13 protein-coding genes and 1 pseudogene are annotated in these 13,437 nt (G+C 62.6%); 8 read left to right on the top strand and 6 right to left on the bottom strand.

The features are described from left to right. The first annotated feature begins 181 nt into the window (after positions 1-181). Together ANI01nite_RS03105 and ANI01nite_RS03110 are read left to right on the top strand one after the other, a co-directional pair. Entirely contained in the window at positions 182-1,291 is a 1,110-nt protein-coding gene (locus tag ANI01nite_RS03105) for a hypothetical protein (RefSeq protein WP_141355944.1), read from the top strand. A gap of 126 nt (positions 1,292-1,417) precedes the next feature. After that, on the top strand, positions 1,418-1,822 hold the full coding sequence (locus tag ANI01nite_RS03110; protein ID WP_141355946.1) for a hypothetical protein: 405 nt from the start codon (positions 1,418-1,420) through the stop codon (positions 1,820-1,822). 15 nt (positions 1,823-1,837) lie between these two features. On the opposite strand, the gene ANI01nite_RS03115 is transcribed toward ANI01nite_RS03110, so the two are convergent. Further along, entirely contained in the window at positions 1,838-2,263 is a 426-nt protein-coding gene (locus tag ANI01nite_RS03115; RefSeq protein WP_038992882.1) for a DUF1801 domain-containing protein, read from the bottom strand. Next, a complete protein-coding gene (locus ANI01nite_RS03120; protein ID WP_038992883.1) occupies positions 2,232-3,650 on the bottom strand; it encodes an MFS transporter in 1,419 nt (472 codons plus the stop codon). The genes ANI01nite_RS03115 and ANI01nite_RS03120 overlap by 32 nt, the downstream gene beginning before the upstream one ends. 237 nt (positions 3,651-3,887) lie before the next feature. On the opposite strand from ANI01nite_RS03120, the gene ANI01nite_RS03125 reads away from it, so the two are divergent. Continuing rightward, the gene (locus tag ANI01nite_RS03125; protein ID WP_218024299.1) at positions 3,888-4,175 is read left to right on the top strand and encodes a Rieske (2Fe-2S) protein; all 288 of its coding nucleotides are present in this window, start codon (positions 3,888-3,890) and stop codon (positions 4,173-4,175) included. Positions 4,176-4,235: 60 nt separating this feature from the next. On the opposite strand, the gene ANI01nite_RS03130 is transcribed toward ANI01nite_RS03125, so the two are convergent. After that, positions 4,236-4,736 carry a hypothetical protein gene (locus tag ANI01nite_RS03130; RefSeq protein ID WP_141355948.1) on the bottom strand — a complete coding sequence of 167 codons (501 nt, stop codon included), beginning with the start codon at positions 4,734-4,736 and terminating at the stop codon, positions 4,236-4,238. 208 nt (positions 4,737-4,944) lie between these two features. On the opposite strand from ANI01nite_RS03130, the gene ANI01nite_RS03135 reads away from it, so the two are divergent. Beyond that, positions 4,945-5,286 (top strand): DUF1801 domain-containing protein, encoded by a 342-nt coding sequence (locus tag ANI01nite_RS03135; protein ID WP_254589239.1) that lies wholly within the window; start codon positions 4,945-4,947, stop codon positions 5,284-5,286. A gap of 99 nt (positions 5,287-5,385) precedes the next feature. Here the strand turns inward: ANI01nite_RS03135 and ANI01nite_RS03140 are convergent. Further along, positions 5,386-5,679 (bottom strand): annotated as a pseudogene (locus ANI01nite_RS03140) (dioxygenase family protein); the annotation flags it as partial. 608 nt (positions 5,680-6,287) lie between these two features. Here ANI01nite_RS03140 and ANI01nite_RS03145 point away from each other — a divergent pair. From ANI01nite_RS03145 to ANI01nite_RS03155, 3 genes are all read left to right on the top strand, one after another. Then, a complete protein-coding gene (locus ANI01nite_RS03145) occupies positions 6,288-7,901 on the top strand; it encodes an AMP-binding protein (RefSeq protein WP_141355950.1) in 1,614 nt (537 codons plus the stop codon). 168 nt (positions 7,902-8,069) lie between these two features. Next, positions 8,070-9,509: a glycosyltransferase family 2 protein gene (locus ANI01nite_RS03150; protein WP_255314369.1), complete on the top strand. Its 1,440-nt coding sequence runs from the start codon at positions 8,070-8,072 to the stop codon at positions 9,507-9,509. After that, entirely contained in the window at positions 9,506-9,727 is a 222-nt protein-coding gene (locus ANI01nite_RS03155; RefSeq protein ID WP_223308829.1) for a hypothetical protein, read from the top strand. The genes ANI01nite_RS03150 and ANI01nite_RS03155 overlap by 4 nt, the downstream gene beginning before the upstream one ends. Here ANI01nite_RS03155 and ANI01nite_RS03160 read toward each other — a convergent pair. Next, the gene (locus ANI01nite_RS03160; protein WP_141355953.1) at positions 9,689-10,384 is read right to left on the bottom strand and encodes an EAL domain-containing protein; all 696 of its coding nucleotides are present in this window, start codon (positions 10,382-10,384) and stop codon (positions 9,689-9,691) included. The genes ANI01nite_RS03155 and ANI01nite_RS03160 overlap by 39 nt on opposite strands. A gap of 130 nt (positions 10,385-10,514) precedes the next feature. Between ANI01nite_RS03160 and ANI01nite_RS03165 the strand changes: the two genes are divergently transcribed. Beyond that, entirely contained in the window at positions 10,515-11,555 is a 1,041-nt protein-coding gene (locus ANI01nite_RS03165; RefSeq protein ID WP_170214553.1) for a GGDEF domain-containing protein, read from the top strand. 9 nt (positions 11,556-11,564) lie between these two features. Here ANI01nite_RS03165 and ANI01nite_RS03170 read toward each other — a convergent pair whose 3' ends face one another. Beyond that, positions 11,565-13,055: a SulP family inorganic anion transporter gene (locus ANI01nite_RS03170; protein WP_141355957.1), complete on the bottom strand. Its 1,491-nt coding sequence runs from the start codon at positions 13,053-13,055 to the stop codon at positions 11,565-11,567. Between the last annotated feature and the right edge of the window lie 382 nt (positions 13,056-13,437).

Here is a 13,437-nt window from a genome sequence, read left to right on the forward strand (position 1 = left end):
TGGTCAATGAAAGTGGACAAGAAAACAGCAAGTGAGCACGTTGAAGGACAAATGGTCTACAGATCGGCGGGGTATCCGAACGCGTTTCTGAGCAGGTGAGCCGCATCGCGCTTTTCGCCCGGTTCCGGGTGGGCACCGTAGGCTTTAACCAGAGACCAATTTCGGAATTAAGGGACGGCTCATGGCCAGCAAGAAGCGTCAAGGCAAGAAGAATTCGGGCGCAGGAAATCCTGCCAAGGCGGCAGCTCGCGGCCGCAGCGTGTTCAAGATCCAGGCTGAAGCGCAGGTCGACGCGCTTCGCGGCGACTACACGGCTTGGGTCGCGGAGCAGGTCCCTGTGTTCACTGCCGAACAGGCGTCACAGGCAGCGGGCATGCAGTCGGACCTCATCGGCCAGATTGCCGGCGAGTACGCCGACAACGCCCGCAGCTCCAACCTGTTCGACATGGACGTCGATGTCTTCGGCGAGACCCTGGCCATGCACCTTGGCAACCTGCCGGAATCATTGGCGCCAGAACCGATCTTCACCACCTGGCTGGAGTACTTCAACTTCGTCGATGACCGCAAGCTCTGGCAGGGTCCAGCGGAAAACCTCGAAGCCCTGCGCGAGATGCTGGAAGACACCCTCAACGGCTTCGCCGAAGGCGATGCGGAACTGTGCGAATTGCTGCGCGGAACCAAGCTGTTCACCCAGGTCAAGGCCTATGCAGAGGCGCTGGCCGAGGGCGTGGACATGGAAGACTTCTCCGCAGAGGCGCAAGCCCCGCGCGCCAAGGTGCTCAACGCCGTTGGCCTGGATGCTGAAACCTTCGACCCTAGCGGTCCAGCGCCACTGGCTTTCAATTACATCTGGAGTGCCGGGCGCATGTCAGTCGTGGAGTCAGACGGCTCGGTGCTGCGCACCGACCCGGACGCCTACGACCTGCTGGTGGCCGGCGAGGAAGCGGGCAGCGCGCAGTTGCTCTTCGAGATGGCTGTCGGCTGTGTCCAGGCGCACCTGAACCCGACCTTCGATGTCACCCTGCGCGATGAAGCCCATTACCTGGTGCTGCGCAACCTGCTGGTCACCGCATCCACCGGACGCGAAGGGGACCTGGAAGGCCTGCGCCGCAACTGCGGCCCGAAGATTTACGATGAGGTGCTGCCAGAAGCTCGGACGGCCATGGATTCCTTGGCCGACTACGGCCTGATTGCCAAGGATGGCGAGCACTACAGCATCGACGAGCGCCTGGTTCCGGTCATCTCTGCCGGCATCACCGAGGTTGAGGTCTTCTTCGAAGAAGCCGAATAAAGCAGTACAGCAAGGCAGCTCAAGGCACCCGCAGCGCTATGGCCCTGCGGGTGCCGAGCAAGGCAAGAAGAAATGCTCTAGTTGCAGATAGGCGGACCTGCCGTGGCCAGGACGAGCGAAAGGCCCATGAGGTGGCTCGCAGCAGTCAGCGGAATCCTCTTCGCGGTGTTGCTGATGATCGTTGATCCCTTGATCGCCGGAGCTGCCTGGTGGGCTGAGCCCGGCCTCTGGTTCCCCTTGGCCTTCCCGATGCTTCCTTGGCTTGCCATAGCCGCCGTCATGGCATGGCTGGGCAGCGCCAGCGACCGTTGGCTGCATGCGCTGTTGCTGAGCCTCGTTTCCTTGGCGGCCGGTGTGATTCCGGGCTTTTTCTGGACGCTTCTGCTCTTTGATGCCTTCCCCGAATCCGCCAGCCCGCAGCTGCCGATGGCCGTCTCGCTCATCGCCGGCGCAGCAGTGATTGTGATGGGGGCAGTCGCAGGTTCCTGCGTCGCCCTCAGGCGCTTGAGCAAAGCTCGACTGGCCAGATAGCGCCACATCTGCGCGCTATTGCGCTTGGTCGTCCTGCCGCGAGGCGGCAATGCCGATCAGCTTGCGCAGCACGTCCAGGTTGATATCCTCCAGCTTCTTCACGTACACGCAGCCGGCTCCTTCGGTGTACTTGCCCAGCTGCGGCAGCAGCTCGGCCCCTTCGGGCAGATCCTTCAGGCCATAGAGCGACAGCTGGGCCTTGCGCGGCGAGAAGCCAGTCTTGGGCCAGATGCCGGTGGTGCGCGCATTGGCAGGGGAGATATAGGTATAGCTTCCGTAGCCGATCATGCTCGGGCCCCACATCACCGGCTGCTCGCCGGTGGCTTCGCGGAAGATGCGGTCCAGCTCATGGCCGTCAATCCGGCGCTTGTCCGGGGTTGCCGCCTCGATGAACTCCTCAACGCTGGCGTCAGTTGGAAGGGTCTTCTGACTTGTTGGCAAGTGATGCCTCCTCGGGTGCAGCAGGCGATTCTGCCTGGAAAATTGCCGACAGCTTGCGATACTGGCCGGTGCCCATGGCCAGCAGCGCCACCACAATCATGATCAGCCCGCCGGCCAGGAAGATCAAGGCGATGCCACGCGCCTCGCCTTGCCCCACCAGCCAGCCGAACTGGGCATCGCCCTCGGGCGAACGCATGAACGGGATGACCAGGTACTGGGCTATTGGCGCGATCAGGAAGGCGGTAATCGGGGCCGCCGCAGCTTCGAGCATCTGGGCGAAGCCGAATACCCGGCCCTGGCGGCGGAAGGCGACCACCTTCTGGATCACCGTTTGCTCCGAGGCTTCCACCGCGGGAATCAGCATCATGTAGAACCAGATGCCCAGCACATACAGCCAGGTCCACTCGCGGATGGTGAAGATCGCGCCGAGGAATCCCATGACGGCCACCAGCAGGAGCATGGTGCGGATCGGGTTGGCCCCCAAGCCGAACTTGGCGATGGCCAGGCCTCCGACGATGAAGCCGGTGGACGCCAGCCCGAAGGCGATGCCCCAGGCCTCGACCGGCATGATGGTCAGCCCGTAGGGGTCCATCAGCGCCATATAGGTGCCGCCGATGAAGTTGTTGAACATCGAGAAGATGATCAGGGCGAACAGTCCCGGAATGGCCATTACCGTGGTGAAGCCCAGGCGCAGGTCGCTGGTCTTGGTGCGCCCCTCCTCCTTTTCCGGCTCCTCCTCCGGGATGGAGATGCCCAGCAGGTGCAGCATCGTGATCACCACCAGCATGATGGCGATGGCCAGCGTCCACCCCATCCCCAGCAGCCCGATGGACAGCCCTGAGAACACGCTGGTGACGATGAAGGCGATGCCCTGCACCGTGCCCACCAGCCCGTTGGCATTCGCGTGGCGCTCGACCGGGATCAGCAGGGTGACGGTCGTGGACAGGGCGATGCCGCGCATCTGCTCGACGATTGCGCCGAACAGGATGACCAGGCAGAAGATCCAGAACTGCCACCCGCCGATGTCAAGGATGTCTTCGGTGGGCAGCACGAGGTAGATCAGTCCGGCCAGGCTGAAGGCCACCGCGGTGATGAGCGCGGAGAAGACGAAGACCGATTTCTTGCGGTGGTTGTCCACGATGGTCCCGAAAACCATGGAGAACAGGGAGATTAGCAGCATGAACGCGCCGCCGATGATGCCGGTGGCCATGACGTTCTCGGTTTCCAGGTACACCCAGAAGGTCAACGCGAACCACAGGTAGCTGGTGGTGAGGTTCGCAACGGCGGTATTCACCAGAATGTGCATGAATGAGCGCTGGCCCTGCGGCGGAACCTCGGGGTTGCCGCTGCCGGCCAGCGGATGATCCGTGGGTCCTTCATCGCGCATGGGGAGCCTGCTTTGCAAAAAGTGGGCTGGTGCTCGTATCAAAGAATACGCCGATGCATTGATAGGCAACAGGTGTTGACTCAGACGATCGAAAACATAGTAGTCAGATGCCTAGCCCAAGCTTAGGCATAGCCCGAGTGTGACCGCGGGCACTTTCTGCCAAGGTTGAATCCATGCAAACCGGCTGCAGCGGTTTTCCCCTTTTGACGAGCATTGAATGGACGGAGACACCACGCCATGACCGAGACCCTGAACGAGGTATCCAGCCTGCTGGATAACGCCCTGGTTGACAGCCCGGAAACCGGAGAGCTCCGCGCCAATCGAAATATCTTCACCGACAAAGGGATCTTCGAGCTGGAAATGAAGCACATCTGGGAAGGCAACTGGGTGTACCTGGCCCACGAACCCCAGATCCCGAACATCGGCGACTACTACACCACCAACATCGGCCGCCAGCCAATCATCATCTCGCGCAACAAGCAGGGCGAACTCAACGCCCTGATCAACGAAAGTTTATGCGAATAGATATCCGCGTGAATACCGGTGAAAATCCCCAGTACCGGGAATGGGGCAGTGGCTGTGGTTTTATCTGCTTGCTTGAGCCAGAGGGCGTGGCGGGCGAGTCAAAGCCGCGCGGAGGCCAAGGACTCCCATGGCAGCCAGCAAGGCCAGGGCGAGGATGCTGGCGATGTATAGGGGCTCTTCCAGATCAGCAGCGGCGCCGGCGTTCCAATCGGCAAAGGTATCGCCCACGGAGTTCATGTTGGCGAAGGAGGCGAAGAAATAGGCCGGTGCGCCGAGAGCAACGATCAGGCTCCATGTCCCAATAGCGGCCCAAGCGGGCAACTTGCGACCGGACGCGATGACGGAAACGAGCCAGGAGATGGCGAGGGCAATTCCGATTGCTGCGAAGACCCAACCTCCGAGCGAATCGTAATCCTGGTCCATGGCGGCCATCTGCACGATGGTCTCATCCAGGGGGATTCCACTGGCTGCGACCACTGCCCAATTGTTCATGAGCAGTGCGCCGTAAACCGCGTAGGCCGCGATGACGGCGGCACCGGAGGTGGCTAGAAGCTTGCGCATGCCGGTAGCCTAACAGCGTGCAAGCGAAATACTTGGCATCACTAGCAGCTCGTGCGTCGGGTGCCGGTATTGCATTGCAGAAGACCGTGAAGCAGAGGCCCCGAATCGGTAAAGTGCATTATGTGCCGATCGGGAAAGCGCAGCGATCGCGCGAGCGACATCACCAAACGCTGCCATGCAGCGCCAATTGTCTATAAGGGGACTAGAAATGATCTTCACCAAGAAGGGCGACGCCGCTGTCCTGGCCAAGCTCAGTGCGGCTCCAGCACCTTATCGCGAGATTGCCGAGCGGCTGCATGCCATCATCCTGGAAAGCGCGCCGTCGCTGGAGCCGATCGTCCGCTGGGGACTTCCCTTTTATGTCCGGGACGGCAAGGATGTCTGCTACATCAAGCCTGACAAGGACTTCGTTGCCTTCGGTTTTGGCGAGGTGGTGAATCCCGCCTACGAGGACGGCGCGCACATGCATCCAGTCGCGTGGACCATCACCTCGCTGGATGCTGCAACGGAAGACAGGATCCGCGAGCTGGTGAAAAAGGCGGCTGGCTGATCCAGGGCAGCGGCAACGCCCGGAGCCGTTCGAATGCACGGAAGGCCTCGGCAGGAACATTCCTGCCGAGGCCTTCCGCTTGCCTGGCCGCGCTGGGGCTTACTTGACTGGGTCGAGCACGAAGTCGTAGGTGACCTGCTTGCCGTTGCCGGATTCGGCTGGCTGCACGTCGAGCATCAGTTCCGGCTTCACCGCGGTGGCGATGTCATCGTCGTTGTGCGCGTCGCCCGGGAAGTACAGCTGGGCGGTGAGCAGCTCGTGGCCCGGTGCCGAAACCTTCAGGTGCAGGTGGGCTGGGCGCCAAGCGTGCCAACCGGCGGCGGTGATCAGCTGGCCGCAGGCGCCGTCGGTCGGAATCTGGTACGGAGCCGGCTGCATCGTGTTGATCAAGTATGAATGGGATTGCCGCACTGGCAGGGAGGGGTATGGAAGAGATGGCTTATGGTCCTGCCGGCGTCGCGCCGCGGACAGCAACATGGGTAAAGCGGAACGGGAGCAACGGTGTTCTTGTCGCGGTCGGCGCCAGGTGCACGCCCAGGGGCGCTTGGTCGTCGACCGGTAGCCGGGACTAGGTTGGCGTTGAAGTCGACGAGTTCGCCGAGTTCGACGATGGCACCCGGGTATCGATCCGCTGGGACCGGGGATGCGCCATCAGCCTCAACGGAGCCGGACAGCTCAGCGAGCAAGAGCTGCTCGGGCATCTAGAGGGCGCTTTGTTGCCCAACGAGGGCGAATTGAAGACCTGGGCGAACGCCGTTCCTAGCACGAGTATGCGCTCCTGCTGGTGGAGCAGGGTATCAATGCAACTGCAGGGACTGAAAAACCTGCCGTACCTCACCGAGCTGTCCTCCGATCTCAGGGCGCGGCTTCAGTCTTGAAAGTGCAGGTCGCGCCGGTGCTTGGCAGCGGGAAAGGGTGCGGCTAGGGTGTGAATGTGACGCTGGGCACAGGTTTTGTGCCCGCGAAGATTCCGACGAGGCGATCCATGAAGGGGTACGCAGATGAAGGCTTATGCCCAGGGCGAGAGCGAGCCGCAGCTGATCGAAGAGACGATCGGAGCCAACTTCGAACGCACGGCGGCCCGCTTCGGCCCGGCAGAGGCACTGGTCGAAGCTTCCACGGGGCGGCGTTGGAGCTGGAGCGAGCTGGACGCGCACATTAACCGCCTGGCCAAGGGCCTGCTGGCCGCCGGCCTGCAGGCGGGGGACCGGGTGGGCATCTGGGCGCCGAACTGCGCCGAATGGGTTTTCGCGCAGTACGCCACCGCGAAAATCGGCGTCATCCTGGTCAATGTCAATCCTGCCTACCGCACCCATGAGTACGCCTACGCGGTCAACCATTCGGGGGTGCGCCTGCTGCTGGCGGTCTCCGAATTCAAGACCAGCAACTACCGTGCGATGGTGGACGCGACGCGCGCCGACACCCCTGAACTTGAACGCGTTATCTACGTGGACACCGCGGACTTCGAGCAACTGCTGGCCGAAGGCGAGCGCATCAGCGACGAGGAACTGTCCCGGTGCCTGGCTGCCACCAAGCCGGAGGACCCGATCAACATCCAGTACACCTCGGGCACCACCGGCTACCCGAAGGGCGCGGTGCTCAGCCACCGCAACATCCTGAACAACGGCTACCAGGTCACCGGCATGATCGACCTGGACGAGCATGACCGGCTGTGCATCCCGGTCCCGTTCTACCACTGCTTCGGCATGGTCATGGGCAACCTGGGCTGCACCAGCCGGGGCACCACGATCGTCATCCCGGCCCCGGGCTTCGACGCCGAAACCACGCTGCGGGTGGTGGCCGAGGAGAAGTGCACCGGGTTGTACGGGGTGCCCACGATGTTCATCGCGATGCAGAACCATCCCAGCTTCAAGGACCACGATCTCTCCTCGCTGCGCACCGGCATCATGGCCGGTTCCATCTGCCCGGTCGAGGTGATGCGCCGCTGCGTCGATGACATGGGGATGAGCGCGGTCTCCATCGCCTACGGCATGACCGAGACTTCTCCGGTGTCCTGCCAGACCCGCGGCAACGACGATCTCGAGCGCCGCACCTCCACCATCGGCCGGGTGCACCCGCATGTGGAAATCAAGGTGGTGGATCCGGCCAGCGGCGAAACCCTGGAACGCGGGGAAACCGGTGAATACTGCACCCGAGGCTACTCGGTGATGCTCGGCTACTGGAATGACGAGGAGAAGACCCGTGCAGCCATCGACGACGAAGGCTGGATGCACACCGGGGATCTGGCGGTGATGCGCGAGGACGGCTACTGCACGATCGTCGGGCGCATCAAGGACATGGTGATCCGCGGCGGGGAGAACATCTACCCGGCGGAGATCGAGGAATTCCTCTACAAGCATCCGGACATCGAGGACGTGCAGGTGATCGGGGTGCCCGATCAGAAGTACGGCGAGGCGATCTGCGCCTGCATCCGCATGAAGGCAGGACGCGAGCCGCTGGATGCGGCGGCGATCCGCGAGTATTGCACCGGGCATCTGGCGCACTACAAGATCCCCGCCTACGTGCAGATCCTGCAGGATTTCCCGACCACCGTCACCGGGAAGATCCGCAAGAACCAGTTGCGCGAGGACGCGGCGAAACGGCTTGAACTGTAGCCGCTTGCTGCCAGCCGGGGCATCAAGCCACAGCGATGCTTTGGGTGGAGGTGAGCTTCAGCATAAATACTGCGTCCGGGAATTTCCTGCATGCTAGTTTTCCAAGTGGCTTCCGTGGGCTAACCTCGGAGGCGACAAGGAAAATCCTTACGTGAACGGGGTGCGTACGTGCAGAAGCATTTCAGCCGCCTAGTGGGCATCGCTGTGATCGTGGTCGTGGTTGTCGCGGCCTCGCTGCTGGTGTGGGCGCTGAGCATCGCCGATCGCCCGGTGGGCATGTGGAACCCGATCGAGGTCCACATCGGAAGGCTCTGGACAACCTTCTACAGCTCCGAACTGCCCGATTTGTCGATCCTAGTTTTCTCCGTTGCCGCCGCGGTGATCCTAGTACTGCTGGTGGTCCTGGGCGAGCGTCTGGTCACCTGGCGTTATCGCCGGACGCCGATCGATAAATCGAGCCGGCCGCTGGCGCCCAAGGCGGTGATGGCCCGCACCCGAGGCGTCTACGCAGGACCGGTCACCGTGACCGTGCTGATTCCGGCGCACAATGAAGAAGCCTCCCTGCCGTACACCCTGAAGGCCCTGGAGGAGCAGAGCTTCAAGCCATCGCGGATCATCGTGGTTGCCGATAACTGCACCGACCGGACCGTGCAGGTCGCCGGCGAGCGTGGGGTCGAGGTGTTCGAATCGGTGGACAACAAGCACAAGAAGGGCGGGGCGCTGAACCAGGCGCTGCACGCCATCCTGCCCGGGATGGGCGATAACGACTGCGTCATGGTGATGGATGCCGACAGCCAGATCGGCGCGGACTTCTTGGCAACCGCCAGGGACCGCTTCACCTGGGACCGCGCGCTGATGGCGGTGGGCGGGTTGTTCCACGGCGAAGAAGGCCACGGGCTGATCGGCCAATTCCAGCGCAACGAATACACCCGCTACCAACGCGAAATCTCGCGCCGCGACGGCCGGGTCTTCGTGCTCACCGGCACGGCCTCGGTATTCCGCGCCTCGGCCCTGCGCGAGGTGGCGGCTGCGCGCGGCAGCGTGCTTCCGGGAACCCCCGGCGAGGTCTATGACACGGCGGCCTTGACCGAAGACAATGAGCTGACCATCGCGCTGAAAACCCTCGGCGCGCTGACCACGTCGCCGCAGGACTGCACGGTGGTCACCGAGCTGATGCCCAACTGGAAGATGCTGTGGGCGCAGCGGCTGCGCTGGCAGCGTGGCGCCTTGGAGAACCTGGGCGCGTACGGAGTCACCGCGCAGACCTCCCGGTACTGGGCGCAGCAGATCGGCATCGGCTATGGCGTGATCGCGCTGTTCAGCTATTTCGCGCTGATGATCATCATGCTGATCTCCATGGACACCTGGGTGTGGTTCCCGTTCTGGATGCTGCTGGGCGCGCTCTTTGCTGTCGAACGCGTGGTCACGGTCTGGCACGGCGGCTGGAGAGCGAGGATCGTCGCCGCGCTGGTGATTCCCGAGCTGGTCTACGACGCCTTCCTTGATCTCGCATTCCTCAAGGGCGTCGGGGATATCGCCTTTGCCCGCAGCGCGGATTGGAAGCATGTCGACCACGCAGGTGCCGCACGGAAGGAAAACATCTCATGATGAATCTCATCGTCCAGATCCCGCGGGGAATCATTCTCCCCGAAAGCGTGCTGCTCAGCGATTGGTTCGCCGTGCTCGCCTCGTTCGTCGCGATCAACACCGTGCTCTATCTGGTCCTGGGCTTGGCCAAGCTGCTGCCGGTGATCCGGATCCGCAGCGCACGGGGACGCGAACGCCGCTCAGAAACCAGGAATATCGATCCCGAGGCGTCCGTGTAGCTCATGCATCGCCGCGGGGAGGTCCGCCAGCTCGATGCCGGGGCTGAAATAGAAGCCTTGCGCATAGTCGAAGTCCAGCCTGCGGGCGAGCTGAAGATGCTCGGCGGTTTCGACCCCCTCGACCAGCGTCTTGGCGTTGATCTCGCGGGCGGCCGCCAGCAGGATGTCCACATGCTCGCGGGCCTCGGCCGATGCCAGGTAGTGGATGAACAGCGAACGGTCCAGCTTCACGATGTGCGGTTTCAAGCACAGGATGCGCTCCCTTGTCGCGTAGCCGATGCCTGCATCGTCAACGAGCAGCAGGCAGCCGAGCTCTTCGGCATTGATCCGGGCCGCATCGCAAACTTCCGGTGCGGACAGCTCGTGCAGTTCCAGCCCCCAGTCCAGCCGGCGATCAAGTTCCGGGGCAGTGCGCGCGAAGGCCTTGATTGCAGGGCCTGAGGCATTCATGGTGAGCAGCAGCCCGTCGGGCAGCCCTTCGGCGGCGTGGACGATGCCCTCCAGGGCGCGCAGCTCCAGCGCCAGCAGATTGCCTTCGGCCCGGGCTTCGGCGAAGTGCTCATCTGGCCGGCGTCCGTCGCTGAATCGTGCCAGCGCCTCGAAGCCCAGCAACGCGTCGGAGCGCAGGTTGATCAGGGGCTGGAATGCGAACTTCATGGTCCACCTAGGCTGGCGATGCGGATTGGCAACATGATGCTGGTTAGGCTGTTGGGTACGAAGGTGATATTACCCTGAAGCTGGCCAGGGATACGCGGTACTGATGAATTCACAAGGAAGCGGGAGCAGCATGCCCAGGACAAGGAACCGGCGGGCCAACGATGACGGAATCTGGTGGAGCCGGCTGCTGCCAGCCAGGCTCCGCAGGATCGAGCGACTGGAAGTTGCTGTCACCGGGATGGTGGCGGCATTCCTGCTGGTGTTCTATCTGGTCAACCTGGGCAATGATTTCAGTTCTCCGCTCATCCAGAAGCTGGCGGTGGCAAGGGTTGCCGGGACCTTGGCCATGGTGATCACCGTGTGGATGCTGCTTGACCGTTTTCCACTGTGGATTGCCTATCTCGGGGCCCTGGCCGAGTTGTCGGCCTTTGTCGTCTTCGTGGGGTTCTCGGTCAACCATGAGCAGATCGTCTTCAGGCTCCAGGAATTTCCGCTCATCGCGCTCTATATGTCCTGGCTCTTTCCGCCGGCGGTCACCCGGTGGACCATCTATCCGGTCATGGCTTTCACCATTCCCTACTCGGTGTTCTTCGGCCCTGCCGTAGGCACCGAGCACCAAAGCGGTCCGTTGAACGTGCTGAGCCTGGTCTTCTTCACAGTCATTGGGATGTTCGTCGGCCACTACGTCAAGCGCCGATTCCGCCAGCAAACCCAGGTTGATGCGCTGACCGGCGCCTTGAACCGCGTCGGGCTGTCGGCGCGTGGCGAGCCCGCCTTGCTCGCGTCGCGGAAGCACCGCAGGCCGCTGGCTGTGGCGCTGCTGGACATGGACGGATTCAAGGAGATCAACGACCAAGATGGCCATGACGCGGGGGACCGTGCGCTGAAGGAGCTGGTGCGGCATCTGCGCAGCTCGATCCGTGCCGGAGACCTGGTCTGCCGATTGGGCGGAGACGAATTCGTGCTGGTGTTCCCCAATACGACCCAGGGCCAGGCGCAGCTCTTGATGGAGCGCATTGAAGGGTCATCCAAGCTGGCCTGGAGCTTCGGAACGGCACAGGCCCGAGCCGATGACAACTTGAGCACCATGATCCTGCGCGCCGACCGGGACATGTACGCCTCCAAGCGCCAGCGTGCTGCCGAACGCGGCAAGTCCGCAGGGGAAAGCTGAGTCCAGGCCCTAGCCGAGCTTGCCGCCTAACCGGTCCTGCATTTTCTGGCTGGCCTCGTTCAGGCCCTGGATTTCCACACTCTTCCCGTAGTGCTCGTATTTGGTGCGGATCGAGTCCAATGCGGCGACGGTCGAGGCATCCCAGAGATGCGAATCTGACATGTCGATGATGACCTTCTCGGGATCCTGCGCGTAGTCGAACTGCATGTACAGGTCATTGGAGGAAGCGAAGAACAGCTCGCCGTTGACCTTGTACACGGCCGAATCTTCGGTAGCGCTGCGGTCCACGGTGACCATATGCGCTACGCGGTTGGCGAAGAGCACCATGGCAGCAAGGATGCCCGCGCCCACGCCGATGGCGAGGTTGCTGGTGATCACGGTGAGCGCCACGGTGATGGCCATGACGAAAGTTTCGCTCTTGGGCATCATCTTCAGCGTGCTCGGGCGAATGGAATGCCAGTTGAAGGTGGTGGCCGAAACCACGATCATCACCGCGACCAGCGCGGCCATCGGAATCCGGGCGACGATGTCGCCGAGCAGCACGGCCAGCAGCAGCATGAAGATGCCGGCGAAGGCCGTGGAGATCCGGGTGCGCCCGCCGGAGACCTTCACTCCCACCATGGTCTGGCCGATCATCGCGCAGCCGCAGATCCCGCCGAAGAACCCGGTGACGATATTCGCGGTGCCCTGCGCCCAGGACTCGCGGGTCTTGCTCGACGGGGTGTCGGTGATGTCATCGACCAGCTTGGCGGTCAGCAGGGATTCGAGCAGGCCGACGAAAGCCACCGCGATCGCATAGGGCGCGATGATCTGCAGCGTCTCCAGGTTCAGCGGCACGCCGGGCAGGTGGAAGACCGGCAGCGAGTCGGGCAGTTCCCCCTTGTCACCCACGGTGGGCACGGAGACCTTCGCGAAGATGGTGATCGCGGTGAGCACCACGATGGCGATCAGCGGCGCCGGGACCGCCTTGGTGATCTTCGGGAAGTAGCAGACGATGGCGACGCCGAGGATCACCAGCGGGTAGACCATCCACGGGACATTGCGCAGCTCGGGCATCTGCGCCCAGAAAATCGAGATGGCCAGGCCATTGACGAAACCGATCATCACCTGGCGCGGAATGAAGCGCAGCAGCTTGGCCACGCCCAGCACAGCCAGCGTGACCTGGATGATGCCGGCCAGCACCACCGCCGCGAAGAGGTATTCCACTCCGTGGGTGCGCACCAGCGGGGCGACCACCAGTGCCACCGCACCGGCGGCGGCGGAAATCATCGCCGGGCGCCCGCCGGTGATCGCGATGACCACCGACATGGTGAAGGAGGCGAAGATGCCTACGCGCGGGTCCACCCCGGCGATCACGGTGAACGCGATGACCTCGGGGATCAGTGCCAGGGAAACGACCAGGCCGGCGAGCAGTTCGGTTTTCAGCAGCCGCGGGGACTTGAGGGTGCGCAGCACCGACTGCCGTTGCAGGGGCGTCAATTCAGCGGTCGCGGTACTCACCGGGGCTCCGTTTCGTCAGGTGTCCCAGGGAAGGAAAGTGGGAACCCGTCTACGTTATCGCACCGGGGGATGCCTGCGCCCGGAGATGTCGGAGATCTGCGCTACACGAGGCGAACAGGAAGCTTAAATTCGAAATCCCGGCGAATTGCTTCGCCGGGATTTCTCGATCATCACTCGCACCTTCATGAGGTATTTACCAATATAGGAGGCGAAGCTATGCCGGTGCTGAGCGCTGACTGCAGATTTGGAGAAAACTGTGCCGTCGGTAGACGGAAATAGTTTCCATGACCCGCCTGCAGTTCGCGGTTTCGAAAATTGCTGGAAGCAGGCGAATGGTTTTGGATACAGGAACTGGCACTGTCGCAAGACCGACAGTGCCAGT

The organism is Glutamicibacter nicotianae (assembly GCF_006539525.1).
GTDB lineage: Bacteria > Actinomycetota > Actinomycetes > Actinomycetales > Micrococcaceae > Glutamicibacter > Glutamicibacter nicotianae.

Coding starts and splice junctions, on each gene's coding strand:
- ANI01nite_RS03105 (WP_141355944.1), top strand. CDS start 182: ATGGCCAGCAAGAAGCGTCAAGGCAAGAAGAATTCGGGCGCAGGAAAT.
- ANI01nite_RS03110 (WP_141355946.1), top strand. CDS start 1,418: ATGAGGTGGCTCGCAGCAGTCAGCGGAATCCTCTTCGCGGTGTTGCTG.
- ANI01nite_RS03120 (WP_038992883.1), bottom strand. CDS start 3,650: ATGCGCGATGAAGGACCCACGGATCATCCGCTGGCCGGCAGCGGCAAC.
- ANI01nite_RS03125 (WP_218024299.1), top strand. CDS start 3,888: ATGACCGAGACCCTGAACGAGGTATCCAGCCTGCTGGATAACGCCCTG.
- ANI01nite_RS03130 (WP_141355948.1), bottom strand. CDS start 4,736: ATGCGCAAGCTTCTAGCCACCTCCGGTGCCGCCGTCATCGCGGCCTAC.
- ANI01nite_RS03135 (WP_254589239.1), top strand. CDS start 4,945: ATGATCTTCACCAAGAAGGGCGACGCCGCTGTCCTGGCCAAGCTCAGT.
- ANI01nite_RS03145 (WP_141355950.1), top strand. CDS start 6,288: ATGAAGGCTTATGCCCAGGGCGAGAGCGAGCCGCAGCTGATCGAAGAG.
- ANI01nite_RS03155 (WP_223308829.1), top strand. CDS start 9,506: ATGATGAATCTCATCGTCCAGATCCCGCGGGGAATCATTCTCCCCGAA.
- ANI01nite_RS03160 (WP_141355953.1), bottom strand. CDS start 10,384: ATGAAGTTCGCATTCCAGCCCCTGATCAACCTGCGCTCCGACGCGTTG.
- ANI01nite_RS03165 (WP_170214553.1), top strand. CDS start 10,515: ATGCCCAGGACAAGGAACCGGCGGGCCAACGATGACGGAATCTGGTGG.